This window comes from Bifidobacterium parmae, from assembly GCF_002860365.1.
GTDB classification, from domain to species: domain Bacteria; phylum Actinomycetota; class Actinomycetes; order Actinomycetales; family Bifidobacteriaceae; genus Bifidobacterium; species Bifidobacterium parmae.
In genome coordinates this window covers 63,386-82,811 of sequence record NZ_NMWT01000008.1, presented here as the reverse complement: position 1 = coordinate 82,811, position 19,426 = coordinate 63,386, and the positions used below count along the sequence as shown (strand labels likewise).

Here is a 19,426-nt window from a genome sequence, read left to right as displayed (position 1 = left end):
CACGGTGAGAAGTGGGGCAGGTGTCTTTCGGCTGTTTTCGAGGCGTGTCGCGTATTCCCGTGGCGTTGTCCGGTTTGAGATGGCGTAGCGGTTCGGATGGTCCGGGCCGCGGGATTCGCCCCGGAGGGGCGGGAAGGAGCTCAGGATGGTCAGCAAGTCGGGCAGGAAATTCGGAACCCGTGACGGGAACGGTCGTGGCATCAGTCGGAGGAGCAGGAGCCGTGAGATCGCCAAGGGGCTGTGTCTCGGGGACTTCTGCATCATCGGGTATTGCGACGGTGGCGCGTTCTATGTGAGCTGTGCGGGGGCCGGTGATCCTCAGCTGGTGGATTCCCCGGCGGACGCCACGTATTTCGACAGCTATGACGAGGCCGAGGAGACGGGGAAATGTTTCGGTCTTGCGATGGATGATGACGGCTTCGCCGACGGTTCCGTGAAGCCGTTGAAGTTCCACGTGGGCGAGGTCGGAGAGTCGATGCCGGATCTGCTTGATCTTCGCGGCCCTGACGGCGTCCACGTGATGTGAGCCGTGGAAAGGCATACGCGGAACCCGGGTATATGAGATACCGAAAAGGAACAGATTATGGATACGTTGGTTCAAATCGCGCTTGATTGGGACAAGGGACTCATCGACGATGAGAAGGCGCGTGAGCGCGCCAATGCCGTTCCTCCGGTCATCTACCACAAGGGCGACGGATATCAGGAGGAAGGCTGGTACGAGGGGGATAGGCACCACACCTATCTTGCCGTCAACGCGCTGGAGGACGCGGGTCGGCTGGCCCCCGGTGCGACTCGCCGTTTCATCGACATGCTCGGCCGTTAGTCCCACAACAAGCCAGAGTAGGGACAGTCGTGTCGCATCTCAACAGGGCTCAGTGGCCGCCCATGATGAACGTGCATGGAGGGTATTTCGACATGGGGGACAGCGCAACGCTGATCCGAGTGTAATGCTTGGGACGTGTGCGCGGGATACGCGGCTTGTCGAGGTTCGCGATACAAAAGGTCATTTCGTTACGGTATCGATCAGAGCGCCCTCGTCGAGGTTCTCTGCGCATGTCTTTGAATGTGTCCAGTACCAGTTGTTCCACTGGCAGGAGCTCGATGTCGTGTTCCTTGTGACCGTCCGAGAACGCGCGCAGCATGGGACGGCCGTATTGGTTGATGAACGTGACCCATGCGCCCGGCGGCAGCAAGCCGGCTACGCGTATTGTTGTAGCCGGACGCGAGGCTTGGACACGGTGGTACAGATCGTCCACCGTCGAGGCATTCCAGCGATGAGTTTCCAATTCCGGAATCACCGAATCCGGAATCAGTGCTTTGGATGCGAACATGTTGCATGCCGCCTCCTCGGCGCGTTTCTGATCTGCCTTATCATCAAAAGCACGTAGGGCGCAGAAGAGCTCACCATCCGAGTTCTGCAGATGGTGGCCGAGCTCATGGAGAACGGTGAAGCAGTCCCTGCGATAAAAATCGGTATGCACCTCGATGAAGGTCCTGCCGTCCGCTGTTTTGTATTGTGGCAGACAAAACCCTGAGACACGTTCATCATTGGTGTTGCTCTGTTCCTGGGGTGACGCTTCGACCATTTTCAACACGATCTCATCACACCAATGCAGGGCTATATCCTTCATTGGATCATGCAGACAGTCCTCGACAAAGGTGTCCGGATGCTTGTCATTCGCAATGGCAAGCATCCGGTCCGCCTGCCGGACAACCCACTCCCTTGACGGCTTCGCCATGTCGATTTTCCGTGCCCCTTTCCGACTGCGGTCAGTCCTGATCGTCGTCTTCGGTGAGACGATTGCGGTACGCGTCGTGTAGTGCACCGCGCCAGGCCTCGCGGCCGTAGCCGTTCGGGCGTGCCGCGAGCATGAACGCGTCCTGCGCCAGATTGACGCGGGCGTCGCCGTCCATGCGCTGCGCGTACTCGTCGGCATCGCGGCGCCATGCCGGCTGTTCCACTTCGACCAGAAGATCGGCAGGCAGGTGGAACGTGCGCTTCGACGCATTCGGCACCTGCACGCCGGCATCGGCAAGCTTGTCGCACTGCTCATCCGTCAACGGAACCACGCCGTCCAGCACGTCGTCCACCTGATCGAACGGCAGGCCGAGCACGGTGATCAGCGCCTTGGCGTATTCGCCGCGTTCGGGAGTCGTGGAGGCCTCGGCTTCCTCCTCCTCGTGCAGCTTCGGCAGGTCGAAGCACATGGCGTGCCATTTGAGCAGGATGACGGTGATGTCATCGCGGTCCTTGACGAACGGGGAATCATACTCTCCGCTGTCGTGGCCGCGACGGATCGCGTCGGCTTTCCTGGTGAAACGCAGGTTGTCGCTCTCGATGGCCTTGACGGCGCTTTCGGACAGTTCCTTCATCGGCTTATAGAGCAGACGGACCGGAATGAGGGTCTTCAGGCCGGGCCAGGCGACCATTTCGATGTCCAATGGCGTGTTGCCGATGACGAGCGAATCGTCTGTCTCGCTGCGCAAGTCGTTCGACAAGGGGATGACGGTCGCCATACGCGGGTCATCGTCCACTTCCGCGATGAGCACGTACAGGGAATCACCGTTGCTGTATGCACTCCACAGCTGGCCGCGTTTCACGCCTTCGGCCAGCTGGCGTTCGATGCGTTCGGGGGAGTCGAGATCGTCGCCGCTGGGCATGGTGATTTCGGGCTCGATGTCTTTCAGCTGATCGTACATGCCGAGCAGCTCGGTAAAGGATCGTGTGTTGTTCATGATGTTCAGGCTTTCTGCTCGTGTTGTTGGCCTTCGAGGGCGAGCAACGCCCTGTGAATATTCGGATTCTTGCTGTTGAGCAACTTGTTGAGTATCTCCGGATGTTTGTTAAGGTACTTTGCTTTGCGTTTTGGCGTGAGATTCTCGAGCGCTTCGGCGAGATCGGTCATCCACTGCTTGTCGTCTTCGCCCTCGATCGCTTCGAGTGCGGCATCCGCGGCGGATGTGTAGTCCACCGCGAAGTCGATCGGGTTACCGTCCTCATCCGTCGGATGGGTCGCCGTGAAATGCTCCAGTACGGCCATGCGGTACCGGACGATTTGGAACACTGAGCCGAGCGGCAACGTGCCTTTCGCCTCATTGAACACGCCTTCCAACATGTTCTCCATCTGTCCAGGCAAGCCGTAGTTCGGATTGCGTTTGCGGTCTGCGTCCTGCAGCGCCTTCCTGTCGATGGAAACGGGATACTGAAGAGCCACCGTCTCCAACTTGGCTTCGGAAACAGTGGAAGGGGCGTGGTATTCGTTCGCATTCAGTCCGTGCGAGTCGAGGTACTCAAAGGACAATCCCCAGTTCCCGCGCTTGCCTTTCAGTCTTTCCTTGCCGGTGGGCTTGCCGTTTTTGGCGGAATCGTCTTTTCCGAGGGCGGTGAATTCATTGGTGAACCGTGAATCCCGTCCCATTCGTTTGCGCAGTGCCTCCTTGGCCTTGCCTTCATCGGTGCGTGCGTACATTTTCCTGAACCAGCCTTCCGCGCTGATTTTGATGAAGCTCACAAACTTGGCGTCATTCTCGGTCTCGGGACTATCCATCGCTTCCAGGAGATTCTTCTGGCAGTCCGCGTAGAACTGGTTTGCGCAATCACGTGGCGTGTCCGGCGCACCCTCGGGCAACGTCGGCCTGTACTGTTCGAGCAGTTTCCCGACCTGGTCTTCAATCATATACAGTGCCAGAGGTCCGAACTCATGCTTCCTCTTATGGAATGGTGTCGGCCCGTTCCTGTCATATTGACGGTCGCTGAAAAACTCGTCGACATAGTATCGGGTCTTAGTTTTGTCCCAGTCGTCCGTACCCTTCTTCTGCCTGGACATGCCTCCTCCTTGCATCGGTATGGCTGTCGCCCAGTCTACCGCCCGGATGCGTGGCATGCCGTCGGAACGCAAGCGTGTCGTTCCTGATCGGAACGATCGCCGTGGCGTGGGGATTCCCAGCATCGGCGTCTCCTTTCCTCGTCGTGTGCGTCATGCATGTCGTGACGGACTCCGCCGCCGTGACGTGCTGTCGGCGATGCGGGTCGTCGTCCGCCGTATTCGTTTCCGGTGAACACCCTTCTCAACCGGACAACGAGCGCGACACGCCAGGGCGTCCTTCGACGCCGACGCGATGACACGAAAAACCGGTACATATCTACCGGTTGCTGATTGTCCGGTTACGGTGGGTGAAGGCAACGGATCCGGCGGGTCGTGCGGCGCATCTGCGTCGCGGGGCGGCCTGCCGGCGGGACGAAAGGAGCCGGCATGAGGGCGCTGCATACCTCCGACTGGCATATCGGGCGCAGGTTCAAAGGCGTGGACCTGCTCGACTACCAGCGCAGGGCGTTGGCATGGCTGATCGACGTGATCGAACGCGAGCATGTGGACGTGCTGTGCGTGTCCGGCGACGTGTACGACCTGTCCGTGCCGTCCGCCGAGGCGATCCGGCTGTTCGACGAGATGTTCGCCCGTCTCGGCCGTCTTGAGGTCGACGGCCGGCCGCTGGAGGTCGTCATCACGCCCGGCAACCATGATTCCGCGATTCGTCTCGGCGCGGGAGCAGGTCTGATGCGCCCGAACGTGCACGTGCGTTGCGGACTCGACGCGATCGCGCAGCCGGTGACGGTCACGCGCGGCGACGACGAGCTCGCCGTGTACACGCTGCCGTATCTTGATCCGGACACGGCGCGTTCCGGCCTGCAACTGCTGTTGGATCAGGCGGGCGTCGACACTCGCATCCCGCGTTCGCATGAGGGCGTGATGCGCGCGGCGATGGAACTCGTCACGCGCGATCTCGCCGCTCGGCGCGCCGTCGACCCGCATGTGGCCGCCGTGCTCATGGCGCACGCGTTCGTCTCCGGGGCCGCGCCCAGCGACTCCGAGCGCGGCATCGCCGTGGGCGGCGTCGACAGCGTGCCGGCCGGTCTCTTCTCCCATAGCGGTCTCGACTATCTGGCGCTCGGGCATCTGCACCGGCCGCAGCGGGTGAACGTGCCCGATTCGCCCGTCGACGAATCCGTGTTCCAGCTCGACCGCACGCCGCAGGCGCGCTACAGCGGCTCCCTGCTCGCCTACTCGTTCTCCGAAAGCCGCGTCCCGCCGGTGGAGGGCAACGGCAAAAGCGTGGTGCTGTTCGACGTCGCCGACGGCGGCGTGACGAACATCCGCACGATGGACGTGGATTCCGGCGAACCCGCGTTCGTGCAATTGGACGGCACGGTGGACGAGATTCTCGGCGATCTCGCCCGCGAACACCGCGACGACTGGGTGTCCGTCACCGTGCATGCCGCCGAATTCCCGCACGGGCTCTACCAGAAGATCGACGACCGGTACGCGCACGCCCTGGAGAAGAGCATCGTCTACGAACGACGGGCCGACACGGCCGCAAGACGCGCCGTGGACCTGCGCAAGGCGACCTCGGAAATGGACGTGCTCGACCAGTTCGTGCGTCACCAGCTCGGCCGCGGCCCCGGCGAGGAGGAGCGGAAGGTGCTGGAATCGGCGGTGGAGGCCGCGCACGCGAAGCATGCCGAACATGCGGGCGAAGTCAGGTCCGGCGACGCCGGCAGCGCCGATCCCGCTGACGGCGGCACTCGGAAGGAGGATTGAGATGAAGCTCATCGCCATGAAATTCGGCGGATTCGGGCCCTACAAGGGCGAATACGCCATCGACTTCGCCGCATTGACCCGTTCGCGCATGTTTCTCATCGACGGGGAGACCGGCGCCGGCAAGACCACGATCCTCGACTGCCTCACGTTCGCCCTGTACGGCAACATCTCCGGCAACGAGAAGGCCGTATTGGATTCCGGCGGCGACGGCCAGCGCGTCCGCTCCCGGTTCCTCATGGGCGAACGCGCCGAAACCTACGTCGATCTGATCTTCCGATCCGGCGGCGACTACTACGAGGTGCGACGCACCCCGAAATACGAGCGTCCGAAGGACCGCGGCGAAGGATTCACCTCGCACAACGCCACCGGCAAGCTCATGCGGATCGACCGCGGCATCGCCGCGCTGGTCGAAGCCCCCGGCAACGATCCGGAACGGTACTTCGCCTATGCGGGAGAGGCTGGGCACTCCGAGGCGATCACCTCGCGCGCAAGCGACGTGCGCCCGGAGATCACGCGGATCATCGGATTGGACCGTGAACAGTTCTCGCGCACCATCATGCTCGCGCAAGGCCAGTTCGCCATGTTCCTATCCCTCGCCCCCGAAAAGCGCACTGAGCTCATCGAGAACCTGTTCGGCGCGAGCATCTACGAGACCATCCAGAACGAACTCGCCGAACGCCGCAAAACCATGAAGACCGGCATGGTCCAGGAGGGGATCCGTCTCGCCGGTGGCATCGCCACGGCCAGAACGACCGCCACGCGCATCCTCGAACAACAGGGCCTCATCGAGAAAGAGAGCGACGGGCCTGAACACGGTTTGGAGATCCTGTCCAACGCACGCTGGGGATTGGACCGTGAGGATGCCGACAAGCTCGCCTACCCCGCGCGCGAACCGGGCGAGATCCTACGAAGCCTCCACGAGACGGTCGCCGGCATCGACGTCGAATGCGGGAAACTGCTCCGCGCCGGCGAGACGGAGAACGAGCGTGCGGTACGGGAGCTCGACCACGCGCGGTCGATGCAGGCGGACGCCGAAGCATTGCGCGCCGCGGCGACGAAGGAACTGCGCGACATCCGGGCGTTGCACGACGTACAGGCCGACGGGCCGGCGGTCGAACGGTCCCGTCACGATCTGGCGCTCGCCGTCGAAGCGCAGCCGATCCTCGACCTCGACAAGGCCGCGACGACGGCCCGCGGGGAACAGCTTGGAGCCGAACGGCAAGCCGAAACGCTGCGGGGGCAACTGGAACGACTGCCGGACGCCGGCGAGCTCGAACAACAGCGTGAACAGGCGTTGCGGAAGGCGGCGGAGGCCGGAGCCGCGCACGCCCGTCTCGAACAGGCCGACGCGCATGAACGGCTCATCGCCGCCGCCGAACAGGCGAAAGCACAGCATGGGCGTGCGCTACTGACGGTCGAGCAGACGCGCGAACAGGAGGAGCATGTGCGACATGCGCTGGCCGACCTGCCGGACGCGGAGAGCATCGAACGCCAGCTGCAGGAGATCGCCGAACGACTGGGCGGAGAACAGGGCCTCACGCAGAAGCTCGACCACGTGCGGCGCATGCGCAAGCACGCCGAAGCGGCCGAGACCCTCGCCGCGACGTTGCCCGGACTCGAACAGCGCCGCAAGGACGCGGAAGCGGCGCAGCAACGCGCGGAACGCTCGCTCGCCCGCGTCGAGAACGACATCAGACGCTCCGGTGCGGCCCAATACGCCATCGGTCTCGAAGACGGCGAATCCTGCCCCGTATGCGGCAGCCTCGACCATCCGTCACCGGCCGTCGCCCCCGACAGCGTGGCCGACGCCCAGGAACTCGACGACATGAAACAACACGTCGCCGAACTGCGGGACGCCGCGGAACAGGCACGCGCCGACATGCGGGCCATCCGCCAGCAGATCGACACGCACCGCGAGCAAAGCGAAGGCACCGGCGTCGAACAGGCCGACGCCCGGATCAAGGTCATCACCGCCAGCATCCGGGCATTGGACGAAGCGCGACAACAGCGCGACGAACTCCGCGACACGCAGCAGCGCATCGCCGCGGCCACGAAGAAAGCGCAGCAGGCGCACACCATGCTCGCGGCCGCCGAAGCGAAAGCCGAGGAGACCGGCAACGCTGCGACGGCCGCCACCAAGCAAGCCGAAGGACATACCAAGACGACGGTGGCGGCGGAACGCGCGGCCGCCCGACGGCAGCTGGACACGGCCGAACAGGCGGCGCATGAGGCCGCACGGCTCAAACAGGCCATCGACGAACGCGCCGAACTGGAACGCCGGCACACGCAGGCCCAAGCCCAGGCGGACGCCGCCGCACGCAGCACCGCGGAATCCGAAGCGAAACGCGACCGTGCGCTCACGGAAAGCGAACACTTCGCCACCATAAGCGAGGCGACCGCAGCCGGACTGGACGAACGGGAACGCGCCACGATCCAACAACGCGTCCGCCATCACGAGGACGCGCTGCACACGGCCACGGCCAACCTCACACGGTCACGCAACGAGCTGAAGGAAGCACTCACAGGCATCGGCGACGACGACGCGAGCGAATTGGGCGTCGCCGAGCCCGCCGCCACCCCCGACGCCGACACCGCCTACACAGACGCCGGCGAACCGACCCCGCTGGGCGCGGCGATCGCCGCCATCGACACGGGCGCACTGTCCGCCGCCACGCAGGAAGCCGAACGGCACGCCGCCGAAACCGGTCGCCGCATCGGCGCGCTCACCGCGCTCGCGCAGGATTGGCATACGCAGGCGAAACGGATGGAACGGACCGCCGGCACATGGACGGAACAGGCCGCACGGTTCGCGCCGCTGGAACGCATGGCCGCCCTCGCCGCCGGCGACAACAAGGCGTCGGGCGCCAACAACGGGCTCACGCTCACCACCTACGCCGTCACCGAACGGTTCCGCGACGTGCTCGACCGCGCCAACGAACTCCTGGGCGACATCCAAGGCGGCGTCTACGAGCTGCGGCTCGTGACTGAAGCGCCCGCCAACGGCAACAGGAAGACCGGACTCGGCATCACCGTGTTCGACCGGCGCACCGAACAGACACGCAACCCCGGCACCCTCTCCGGCGGCGAGACGTTCTTCGTCTCCCTCGCCCTCGCCCTGGCGCTCGCCGACATCATCCAGGCGGAGAACGGCGGCATCAGCATGGACACGCTGTTCGTCGACGAAGGCTTCGGCACCCTCTCGCAGGACTACCTCGCCGACGTGATGGACATGCTGCGCCGCATCAGCCGCACCCGCGACGTGGGCATCATCTCCCACGTCGACTGGCTCAAGGACCAGATCGCCGAACGCATCAGCGTCAGCCGCGTCACCCCCGACGGGGAAAGCCGATTGGAGGTGATAGCCTGAAGCCGGCAACCGGCGGAAGACGGAATGGAACAAGCATGGCCGACAGGAAGAAACTCATACTGGATCTCGACACGGGCATCGACGACACGCTCGCCATCGCCTACGCGCTCGGCAGCCCCGACGCCGAACTCATCGGCATCACCGGCACCTACGGCAACGTGACCGTCGAGCGGGGCGTGCGCAACGCGCTCGCCGTCACCGAGCTGTTCGGACATCCCGACATCCCCGTGTACCGGGGCGTCGACCATCCGATCGCCGCCGACGAGGCGAACGGCGGCGACGGCACGTTCACCGTGAGCCGCGGCTCCGCGTTCATCCACGGGAGCAACGGCATCGGCGAAGTCGACATCCCCGATCCCACGCGCGAGGCCGAAACGGAGCCGTCCGTCGACTTCATCATCGACGCGGCCGAAACCTACGGCAAGGACCTGTGGCTCGTGCCGACCGGCGCGATGACCACCATCGCCGCCGTGCTCGAACGCGAGCCGCGCGTCGGGAGCATGATCGGCGGCATCGTGATGATGGGCGGCGCGCTCACCGTCCCCGGCAACGTGAACGCGTGGACGGAGGCGAACATCGCGCAGGACCCGGAGGCCGCCGACCGCATCTTCCGCTCCGGTGCGCACGTGACCATGATCGGACTCGACGTGACCATGCAGACGCTGCTCACCAAACGCGAGACGGCCGTCTGGCGTGAGACCGGCACGCCGGCGGGCCGGTTCCTCGCCGACATGACCGACTACTACATCGACGCGTACGCGGTCAGCGCGCCCGGCATGGGCGGCTGCGGGCTGCACGACCCGCTCGCCGTGGCCGTCGCGCTCGCCCCGACGCTCGTCACCACACTGCCCATCAACCTGAAAGTCGACCTGGACGGACCGACGCGCGGGCGCACCATCGGCGACTACGACCGGCTCAACACGGCCGAGAAGACCGTCGACGCGGCGGTCGGCGTGGACGTCGCCCGCTTCCTCGACGCATTCACGACGCGCGTCGGCGCCGTCGCGGCGGGGGAGCGGTAGGCGGCTACCGGCGCGACGGTGCCGACGCACGGCATGCGGCGTGGGACGCGGGCGCGGCATCCGAGACGCGTCTTGCGCCGGGCATGCGGCGTGCTACGATGTGCAACCGAAGTCAAGGCGTCGATCCGTCATCAGCGGGGAGCCTTCGGAAGAACGGCGCGGATTCCATGATCCGCGCTTACTAGAACCGACGGGATCGGCCCGACACAGCCGAACTCAAGCGGTCGCGACGTGACGGGCGTCTCTTGGAGGCGCGGACGGCGCGCGCGGCAAGCGAGGTGGTACCGCGGTGGCGGGACCGGCGAGACGCCGGAACCAAAGTCGTCCTCGTGAAGGAACCAACGACGCATCACGAGGAGCCACACGGTGAGCGACAACGTATATCCCAAGGCGAACGAGGGCGGCGAGACCGCGCACGTCGCGCCGAACCCCAGCTTCCCCCACATGGAGGAGACCGTCCTCGACTACTGGGACAAGGACGACACCTTCCAGAAGTCGGTGGAACGCAACCCCTCCGGCGACCACAGCCAGAACGAGTTCGTGTTCTTCGACGGCCCGCCGTTCGCGAACGGCCTGCCGCACTACGGCCACCTGCTGACCGGCTACGCGAAGGACGTGATCCCGCGTTACCAGACCATGAAGGGCCGCAAGGTCAACCGCGTGTTCGGCTGGGACACGCACGGCCTGCCCGCCGAGCTCGAAGCGCAGAAGGAGCTCGGCATCGACTCGGTCGACCAGATCGAGAAGATGGGCATCGACAAGTTCAACGACGCCTGCCGCGCCTCCGTGCTCAAGTACACGCACGAATGGCAGGACTACGTGCACCGTCAGGCCCGCTGGGTGGACTTCGAGCACGGCTACAAGACGCTGAACATCCCGTACATGGAGTCGGTGATGTGGGCGTTCAAGCAGCTGTACGACAAGGGCCTCGCCTACCAGGGCTACCGCGTGCTGCCGTACTGCCCGAAGGACCGCACGCCGCTGTCCGCGCACGAGCTGCGCATGGACGCCGACGTGTACCAGGACCGTCAGGACACCACCGTCTCCGTCGCCGTGAAGCTGCGCGACGAGGACGCGTACGCCGTGTTCTGGACCACCACCCCGTGGACCGTTCCCACCAACTTCGCGATCGTCGTCGGCGCCGACATCGACTACGTCGAGGTCAAGCCCACCGAAGGCAAGTACGCGGGCAAGAAGTTCTACTTCGGCAAGGCCCTGCTGCCGCACTACGAGAAGGAGCTCGGCGAGAACTACGAGATCGTGCGCGAGCTCAAGGGCGCCGAGCTGGAGGGCCGCCGCTACTGGCCGGTCTTCCCGTACTTCGCTGGCGAGAAGGCCGAGACCGAAGGCAACGTGCCCGGTCCGAACGGCTACACGATCTTCACCGCCGACTACGTCGACACCGTCGAGGGCACCGGCCTCGTCCACCAGGCCCCCTACGGCGAGGACGATATGAACACGCTCAACGCGAAGGGCGTCAAGAGCACCGACGTGCTCGACGAAGGCTGCCGCTTCACCGCGCAGTGCCCCGACTACGAGGGCATGTACGTGTTCGACGCGAACAAGCCGATCCTGCGCGACCTGCGCAACATGTCCGGCCCGCTCGCCGAGATCCCCGAGGAGCGCCGCGCCATCCTCTTCCAGGAGAAGAGCTACGTGCACTCCTACCCGCACTGCTGGCGCTGCGCCACGCCGCTCATCTACAAGCCGGTGAGCTCCTGGTTCGTGTCCGTCACGAAGATCAAGCCGCGTCTGCTCGAACTCAACCAGCAGATCAACTGGATCCCCGGCAACGTGAAGGACGGCCAGTTCGGCAAGTGGCTCGCCAACGCGCGCGACTGGTCGATCTCCCGCAACCGCTTCTGGGGCTCCCCGATCCCGGTGTGGGTGTCCGACGACCCGAAGCACCCGCGCGTCGACGTGTACGGTTCGCTCGAGGAGCTGAAGGCCGACTTCGGCGACTACCCGCGCGACAAGGACGGCAACATCAACATGCACCGTCCGTGGATCGACAACCTGACCCGTCCGAACCCGGACGACCCGACCGGCAAGTCCACGATGCGCCGCATCCCCGACGTGCTCGACTGCTGGTTCGAATCCGGCTCCATGTCGTTCGCGCAGTTCCACTACCCGTTCGAGAACAAGGAGAAGTTCGAGCAGCACTTCCCGGCCGACTACATCGTCGAATACATCGGCCAGACGCGCGGCTGGTTCTACCTGCTGCACGTGATGGCGACCGCCCTGTTCGACCGTCCGGCGTTCAAGAACGTGATCTGCCACGGCATCGTGCTCGGCTCCGACGGCCAGAAGATGTCGAAGCACCTGCGCAACTACCCGGACGTGAACGGCGTGTTCGACAAGTACGGTTCCGACGCGATGCGCTGGTTCCTCATGTCGTCGCCGATCCTGCGCGGCGGCAACCTGATCGTCACCGCCGAAGGCATCCGCGACACGGTCCGCCAGGTCATGCTGCCCGTGTGGAGCTCCTACTACTTCTTCACCCTGTACGCGAACGCCGCCGGCTACGACGCGCGCCAGCTGAAGCCCGAAGAGGTCGCGGGCCTGCCCGAGCTGGACCGCTACCTGCTGGCCCGCACGCGTCGTCTCGTGCTCGCCGCCGAGAAGTCGCTCAACGAGTTCGCGATCTCCGACGCGTGCGACGCCGCGTCCGACTTCATCGACGTGCTCACCAACTGGTACATCCGCAACAGCCGCGACCGCTTCCTCGCCAAGGACGAGAACGCGTTCAACACGCTGTACACGGTGCTCGAGGCGTTCATGCGCGTGCTTGCACCGCTCGCCCCGATGGAGGCCGAGTCCGTGTGGCGCGGCCTGACCGGCGGCGAGTCCGTGCACCTGGCCGACTGGCCGTTCGTCGTGGACGAGAAGACCGGCGAGAGCACCAAGCTGGGCCGCGTGCTCGTCGACGATCCTGCTCTGGTCGCGGCGATGGAGAAGGTGCGTGAGGTCGTCTCCGGCACCCTGTCGCTGCGCAAGGCCGCGAAGATCCGCGTGCGTCAGCCGCTCTCCAAGCTCACCGTGGTCGCCGAGGATGTGGACGCCGTGCGCGCCTACGCCGAGGTGCTCAAGTCCGAGCTCAACGTGAAGGACGTGGAGTTCTGCACGCTGGAGGACGCCGCCTCGCAGGGCCTCAAGATCGTGCACGAGCTGCGCGTCAACGCGCGCGTCGCCGGCAAGCGCCTGCGCAAGGACGTCCAGTTCGCGATCAAGGCGTCCAAGTCCGGCGCCTGGCACGTGGACGCGGCGACCGGCGCTCCGGTCGTCGAGACGCCGTCCGGCGAGATCGCGCTCCAGGACGGCGAGTACGAGCTGATCAACCGCGTGGAGGAGAAGGACGCCGCCGAGGAGGCCGTGTCCGTGTCCGCCGCGCTGCCGACCGGCGGCTTCGTGATCCTCGACACCGCGCTCACCCCCGAGCTGGAGGCCGAAGGCTACGCGCGCGACGCGATTCGCGTCGTGCAGGACGCCCGCAAGTCCGCCGGCTTCGACGTGGCCGACCACATCGCGCTCAAGCTGGTTGTGCCGGCCGACGCCGTCGCCAAGGTCGAGCGGTTCCGCGACCTGATCGCCGCCGAGACCAAGGCCGACACGTTCGACGTGGTCGAAGGTGAGGAGCTCGCTGCCGAAGTCGAGAAGGCGTGAGGCGCTAATTGGCCTAGTTGATATGCCGTTGCGATTGACAGCGATGCGATGGGGGCGTCTGGCTTGCCAGACGCCCCCATCGGTTCTTATGAGTAGGGCGGCAACATTAAACAATCAAAATTAGTGTGGAATTCCAAAGATTATATAGTCTATGATACTTCTATATCATAAATTAATTCGTTCTATCGCTTGATAGATATTGAATCTGTCTTTGGAGCTTTTGGTCGTATGAGTCTATAACTTTGGTTAAAGTGCCATCTTCAGCTGAAATCACTTTAAAATAAAGAAGTTTATCATGAAGTTTAGTAAGCTCTACGGGTTTATCTTTATCGGATATGGCGTTGATATAGCCATGGATTATTGTGCATCCAACCCAACCTTCATAATTCTTCTCTAGATTATTATAACCCCAGCAAAAACAATCATTCAATTCTGGTTTTGCTTTAATTTGTGTTTGCAAGAAAAGCAAGTCAGACTCAAGTGACCTGTATAACACTTCTTGGTAAGAGGAATTGTTGATATTGGCAGAGGAGTCCATGTCGCCATCATATTGTTTAATGTCTCTAAATTCGGTAAGGCTCCATTTTTCGGCCAGATAATCTCGCACATATAAAGCGTTTTCGTGATTGACAGTTTTTGCCATCATGATTATGTGGTATTGAGCCTTCTCTTTATGGGTGCTTGCAGTATCGTCGTGGTGTGGATCGTTGTAGTCGTCTATACGTGAATCGTCGTGGTGATGTGGGTTTCTTATATTCAACAATGAATAGAAGATGTCATTGATGTTCTTTTTGGGTTGGTACCGGTCGAATTCATCTCGTCCATTCCAAACCAAGTCCAAGATTCGCAATATGTCGGCGGATGATATGGTCGAATCCTCTTTCCAATCAATAATGTCGTTATTGATTAGTCTTGCGGTTGGTGACGGATCGATGAACTCTGGGTGGTTGCGATTGCGGCGTTCCGTAGTGATGTTGTCGATAAATGTTCGTTGATATTCATAGATATAATTGTCAAGTATAATTGTCTCGGATTTTTCCTGATCTCGTCCAAGGGCTTTTAAAGAAAGAATCTGTAGGCATTTCCAAACGAGCGCTACCAATACGATAATACAAAGAGTGTAATCTGCTATCCAGAAACGCATGAATATGCTAATTGTTTCATTGGTTGAAGAATGGAATGCTGCTATTGGTAGTATTTCATTATAGGTGAAACTTTTTGACAGTAAATGTGGAATATGTATATTCAACTTATTGTTCATACTGAGTATGAGTAATACTTTACTTAATATAGGGACAAGGATCAGGGATACTAAAAGAAGGCGGTAGCTTGGGGATGTGATTATTCGAAACCACATTGAGTTCTCTACGAGGGTCCTTCTCCTTCCGCTGCCTAAGAACTGGTCGTCGTTCTTGTCGATGGCGGGATTCATAAAACCTATGACAAAAGATAGTACGCTTATTAAGCCGAGGCTCATCGTAAGCGCTGAGCCTGTTCCGTTGGGAGTGGAAAATGAGAATAGAAGAGGTGGCCAAATTGAAAATACTATCACACATACAATCATCCCAGTGTATAGTGGGAGCGTGATAAGCCTTCCTGTGATTAGCAGTTTCAACTTAATCAATTGCTTTATCAGCAATATTGTTATTTTTGTCAGCTTGGTTTTGCTTATTTTCCAATACTCTTCTACTTTGTCTTTGAAGAACTGTTTTACTTTAAGTAAGTTATTCTTATTCATATTTTGAACGTATTAATTGATATTAATCCTCAAATGGTTTGACGGTGGACTCGATGTAGGCGATATCCCGATCGTTCAGCTCATAACGCTCGTAGAGCATGGCGTCGGTCCATTCGTGGCCGTAGTCGTCAAGGTCGGGCACGAAGGCATAGACGTTTCGAGATGAATCTTGTGTGACTTTGCGCAGGGAGATGAGGAATCGTGCGAACCGGGTGCGCAGATAGGAGGCGTACCCGTTCGCTTCCCGTTCGTTGTCGAACCGTCCGGCGACGAGATAGGTCTCGGTGCAGGCGCTGCCGGGGCCGGCCACGATGGGGTTGGAGAGGAACTTGGTCTCCACGCTGCCGCTGGTACCTTGTACACGGGTGACTAGCACCTTCCAGTCGTCGATCCAATCCGCGTTGGTGGTGATCTCCGCGCGGGTGACCCACTCGACGCTCTGCGAGGCGTAGAGCCGTACCGGCTCGAACATGCCGTCGTCGGTGTCGGAACCATGGAAGTTGGTCGGAAGACCGAAGGGCTTACGAGCGGAGACACGTTTGTCGAGGGTGATTTCGTTGTGTCTCATCACCTTGTCGAGGATCGGCACGGCCTCGTTGCGTCGGATGAGCACGTCATACGCGTCGAGGTACCGTTCGACCGGTTTCCCCACGGGTTTGCCGTCCTCCATGGTCTGCACGGCGCATGGACCGTCATGGTCGCGATCCCACAGGAAGTAGGAAATGCCGCCCCTGATCTTGACGGCCGGGAACGGCTCGTAGAGCTTCGGGAAGTCGACGAGCAGCTTCATGTGATGGTCATGGAGCATGCGGGCGCGGTAGCCATCGAGCCCCTTGCCGCCGGAGAACCATCGGGACGGCGTGATCATCGACACGTATTCGGGCTTCAACGCGATCGCCGTCTCGACGAAATCCTGATAGACGGGGCTCGCGGAGGCGCCGTGGCCTCCATCGGTCTTCTGATACGGGGGATTGCCGACGCAGGTCGTCCATTTCATGTTCTTGCCGGTCTTCTTCCAGTAGGCGGATCGGCTGATCCGGTTGATGAATCGTTCGGTCTCGGTCTCCAGCACGCCTTCGAGCTGGTCGGCGTGACGGATGTTGGCTTCGGCCCCGGTGTAGCCGAGGAGCGTGCGGCGGGTGATGGCCTCCGCCATCGGCGTCTTGCAGATGACGAACACGTTGCTCGCCACCACACGGTTCCACGTGTAGCGCTGCTCGTCCAACGGCACGTCGGTGAGCTCGCCGTCGAGCCGTTGCCGGAACAGGCTGTACGCCATGTACAACGGGTACAGGCCGGTCTTCGAATTGATCTCCAATACGCGGCTCGACACGGTGTCGAAGATGCGATGGGTGATTTCGCCCCTGTCCACGAAACGTGGCCCCTTCTCCAAAGGATACGCGAAATCCTCGTCGAAGAAGCACCATCCGCCCAGACAGTCGGACATGTGCATGTTGACGACGCGCCATGGGGTGAGCACGGTCTCCTTGTCCGGGTTCTTGAACATGGAGAACAGGGCCGCGATGCGCTGGACGCGTTCCGTCGGCGGCAGGGTATCCGCGTATTTCGCCTGATTGCGGATATGCCGGCCGGCGGCGACGAACACCTCCTGGTCATAGTATTTCTCGAATCTGCGGAACACGCGTTTGGTGACGCCCTTGGGCATGAACTCCGCCCACGACGTATTGTCCACGAGCTGCACGAACCGGTCAAGGCTGATGTCGTCGTCATAGGGGACGTCCGCCCCGTAGATGAGCAGCGGTATGCGCACCGAGATCTGCGAGAGGATTTTGATCGCGTTGCGGCGCTGCGTCTTCGCCTTGTTCAGCTTGTCGAGCACGGCCTTCTCCTCCGGGGAGAGATTCCTCTTCGGCTTGCGGGAGAGCTTCTCCTGCTGCTCGTACTCCTCCTCCGTCAGTCCCTGTGCGTTGATCTGGATATTGTTGATCTGCTTCTGTTCCTTGTTCTCCCCGACCACTGCCTTGAGCTCGTTGAACTCCTTGATGTCCACATCGTTCAGACGCAGCAGTTCGTTGTTGTATAGGCATGGGTCGTCGAAGCCGTTGCGGACGGCGCGCTCCGCATATGCGCGTTTGAGCTGTTGCAGCAGACGGCTGGTACTGTATTGCTTCATCCTTGAGCCGCTTACGGCAATGACGGGGCAGTAGTTGAGGAATTTGCCGAGAATGGTCTTGTCGCTTTCCCCGGTTCTGCCCGCTTTGGCGGAGACGGAAACCGCGCGGGTGACCATTTTCAGCGTGCGGTCCGGCGCGAAATCGAACACGTAGCAGGTCTCCTTCACTTTCCCGTCCTCGTCACGGTAGGGGGATTGGACACGGAAGATGGTCTGCAGGTAACTGGATGCCGAAGTGCTGTACGCGCCGGCGAGCATGAAACAGCCGGTCCATTCCGGCACGGTCACGCCCGTGGTGAGCTTGCCGCAGGACAAGGTGATGGTGTATCCGTCGCTTCCCGCGGCCGCGATGCGATCCTGTACCGTCTGCAACGCTTCCCCGGACGGGTCATCCGGATCGCCGTCGCCCGCGACGTTGATGATGTCGAACGCGCCGTTGCCGAACACGGGATGCTGCTCCATAAGCCGTTGGAGCGCCAACGCCTCCTTGACTCCGGGGACCAGCCAGAACGTGTGGTGGAACAGGTCGCGGTATTGCGGAGTCGAAAACGGGTACGCGCTGTCGGATGAAGGCGTCGTCATCAGGTTCAGGAAGCTCACGACGTCCTGCTCATGCACGAAATCGCCCACCTTCGCGGTCACCGGCATCGGATCGTGGTCTCGCGCCGCCTCTCCCGTCCACGTGCGGAAGAACTCCCTGAAGTTGAACGCCTTGTCGTCGATGGCGATGTATCGTTCGTTGTGGAGGATATCGGCAAGATCGTAGGTGTAGATACGCAGTTCCGGCAGGTCGTCATAGGGGTTATGGTCGCCGAAGTGCCGTTCGTCCCATTCGGACTTCATCTCCTGTTCCATGACGTAGTCCCACGTGTACACGTCCTCGTCACCGTATTCGGAGATGATGTTGAACGCGGTGCCGGACAGGGCGAGGAACTTCGTGCGGTGCAGGTGCTCCTTGAACACCTGCGAGATGACATCGTCGCCCAGAGCGGTCGTCGTTCCCTCATGCGCCTCGTCGACGATGACCAGATCCCATACGGTGTCGAACACGTCATCGTTCTTGTCGTACTTGCCTCCCACACGTTTGGAGCCGCGCAGATCCTGAATGGACGCGAAGTACACGAATTTCTCGCCGCTATCGAGCAGTGTCCCCAAATCGTAGCCGGTGGCGTGCGAGCCGTACAGGTAGTCGTCATCTGGGCCGAAGATCTTCGTGAAATCCTCGTACCAGCCTTTATCCACCACCGGACGATGCGTCATGATGATCGTGCGTGCGAATCCCGCCCGCCGAATCACCTCCAAAGCGGACAGCGTCTTGCCGAAACGCATCTTCGCGTTCCATAGATAACGATCGGCTTTTCTGAACCTCTTCAGGGTCTCGTTGATTGCGTTCTTCTGCTCCTGACGGAACACAATCGGGGTACGGTCCTCCGCCTTGGCGGCAGTGCCAGCGAGATTGGCGCGGCCTGCCTTGACCGCGGCGATCGCGTCTTTGGCACAGCCGAGGTCAAGGCTGTACCATTCTCTGCCCGTGGTGCCGTTGACCGCTTTGTGATGGTGTCCGGAGTGCTCCAGAACCGCATGCACGTCAAGGTCTCTGAATGCCTTCAGCACGGTGGTCCCGTCCTGAAGACGTCTCGTGGCCACGGCAAGTTCCGTATGCAGCAACTCATAGGAGATGCCGGCCGTGTTCGTGTACTGCCGGATGCGTGCATGGGCTGCATCGTTCAACGGCGCACAGTTCGGTGGCAGCTGGTCGATGGTCCTATCGGTATCGATCGAGGTGTCGCCGATCTTCAACATCCCTTGGTGTGCGTCATCGTCGATGGCGAACACGTAAATCAGCCGATAGCGGGACGTGGAGACGAAACCGCCGTCGGTATTGGTCTGCTGTCGTCCTTCCAT

The 19,426-nt window shown here is 61.6% G+C and carries 11 protein-coding genes; 6 read left to right on the top strand and 5 right to left on the bottom strand.

The genetic code is table 11. The features are described 5' to 3' along the window. Positions 1-145: 145 nt before the first annotated feature. On the top strand, positions 146-526 hold the full coding sequence (locus Uis4E_RS03840) for a hypothetical protein (RefSeq protein ID WP_101621939.1): 381 nt from the start codon (positions 146-148) through the stop codon (positions 524-526). Positions 527-583: 57 nt separating this feature from the next. Then, positions 584-823 (top strand): hypothetical protein, encoded by a 240-nt coding sequence (locus Uis4E_RS03835; protein WP_101621938.1) that lies wholly within the window; start codon positions 584-586, stop codon positions 821-823. A gap of 49 nt (positions 824-872) precedes the next feature. On the opposite strand, the gene Uis4E_RS03830 is transcribed toward Uis4E_RS03835, so the two are convergent. Genes Uis4E_RS03830 through Uis4E_RS03825 form a run of 3 tightly spaced genes read right to left on the bottom strand, consistent with a single transcriptional unit; the run spans position 873 to position 3,827 of the window. Beyond that, complete coding sequence (locus tag Uis4E_RS03830; protein ID WP_165784837.1) at positions 873-1,739, bottom strand: ImmA/IrrE family metallo-endopeptidase; 867 nt, start codon at positions 1,737-1,739, stop codon at positions 873-875. A gap of 31 nt (positions 1,740-1,770) precedes the next feature. Then, positions 1,771-2,736 carry a hypothetical protein gene (locus Uis4E_RS11825; protein WP_165784836.1) on the bottom strand — a complete coding sequence of 322 codons (966 nt, stop codon included), beginning with the start codon at positions 2,734-2,736 and terminating at the stop codon, positions 1,771-1,773. Between the two features lie 5 nt (positions 2,737-2,741). Further along, complete coding sequence (locus Uis4E_RS03825) at positions 2,742-3,827, bottom strand: hypothetical protein (RefSeq protein WP_101621936.1); 1,086 nt, start codon at positions 3,825-3,827, stop codon at positions 2,742-2,744. Positions 3,828-4,253: 426 nt separating this feature from the next. Between Uis4E_RS03825 and Uis4E_RS03820 the strand changes: the two genes are divergently transcribed. The 4 genes from Uis4E_RS03820 to ileS all read left to right on the top strand — a co-directional run bounded on the left by Uis4E_RS03820 (position 4,254) and on the right by ileS (position 13,649). Next, the gene (locus tag Uis4E_RS03820; RefSeq protein ID WP_101621935.1) at positions 4,254-5,597 is read left to right on the top strand and encodes a metallophosphoesterase family protein; all 1,344 of its coding nucleotides are present in this window, start codon (positions 4,254-4,256) and stop codon (positions 5,595-5,597) included. A gap of 1 nt (position 5,598) precedes the next feature. Then, the gene (locus Uis4E_RS03815) at positions 5,599-8,964 is read left to right on the top strand and encodes an AAA family ATPase (RefSeq protein ID WP_165784835.1); all 3,366 of its coding nucleotides are present in this window, start codon (positions 5,599-5,601) and stop codon (positions 8,962-8,964) included. Between the two features lie 35 nt (positions 8,965-8,999). Beyond that, positions 9,000-9,986, top strand: coding sequence for a nucleoside hydrolase (locus tag Uis4E_RS03810; protein WP_101621933.1), 987 nt, complete (start codon positions 9,000-9,002; stop codon positions 9,984-9,986). 366 nt (positions 9,987-10,352) lie between these two features. After that, complete coding sequence (gene ileS / locus Uis4E_RS03805; protein WP_101621932.1) at positions 10,353-13,649, top strand: mupirocin-resistant isoleucine--tRNA ligase; 3,297 nt, start codon at positions 10,353-10,355, stop codon at positions 13,647-13,649. Positions 13,650-13,821: 172 nt separating this feature from the next. Here the strand turns inward: ileS and Uis4E_RS11655 are convergent, their stop codons facing one another. Continuing rightward, a complete protein-coding gene (locus Uis4E_RS11655) occupies positions 13,822-15,387 on the bottom strand; it encodes a hypothetical protein (protein ID WP_133125390.1) in 1,566 nt (521 codons plus the stop codon). Between the two features lie 22 nt (positions 15,388-15,409). Then, complete coding sequence (locus Uis4E_RS03800; RefSeq protein WP_101621931.1) at positions 15,410-19,426, bottom strand: Eco57I restriction-modification methylase domain-containing protein; 4,017 nt, start codon at positions 19,424-19,426, stop codon at positions 15,410-15,412.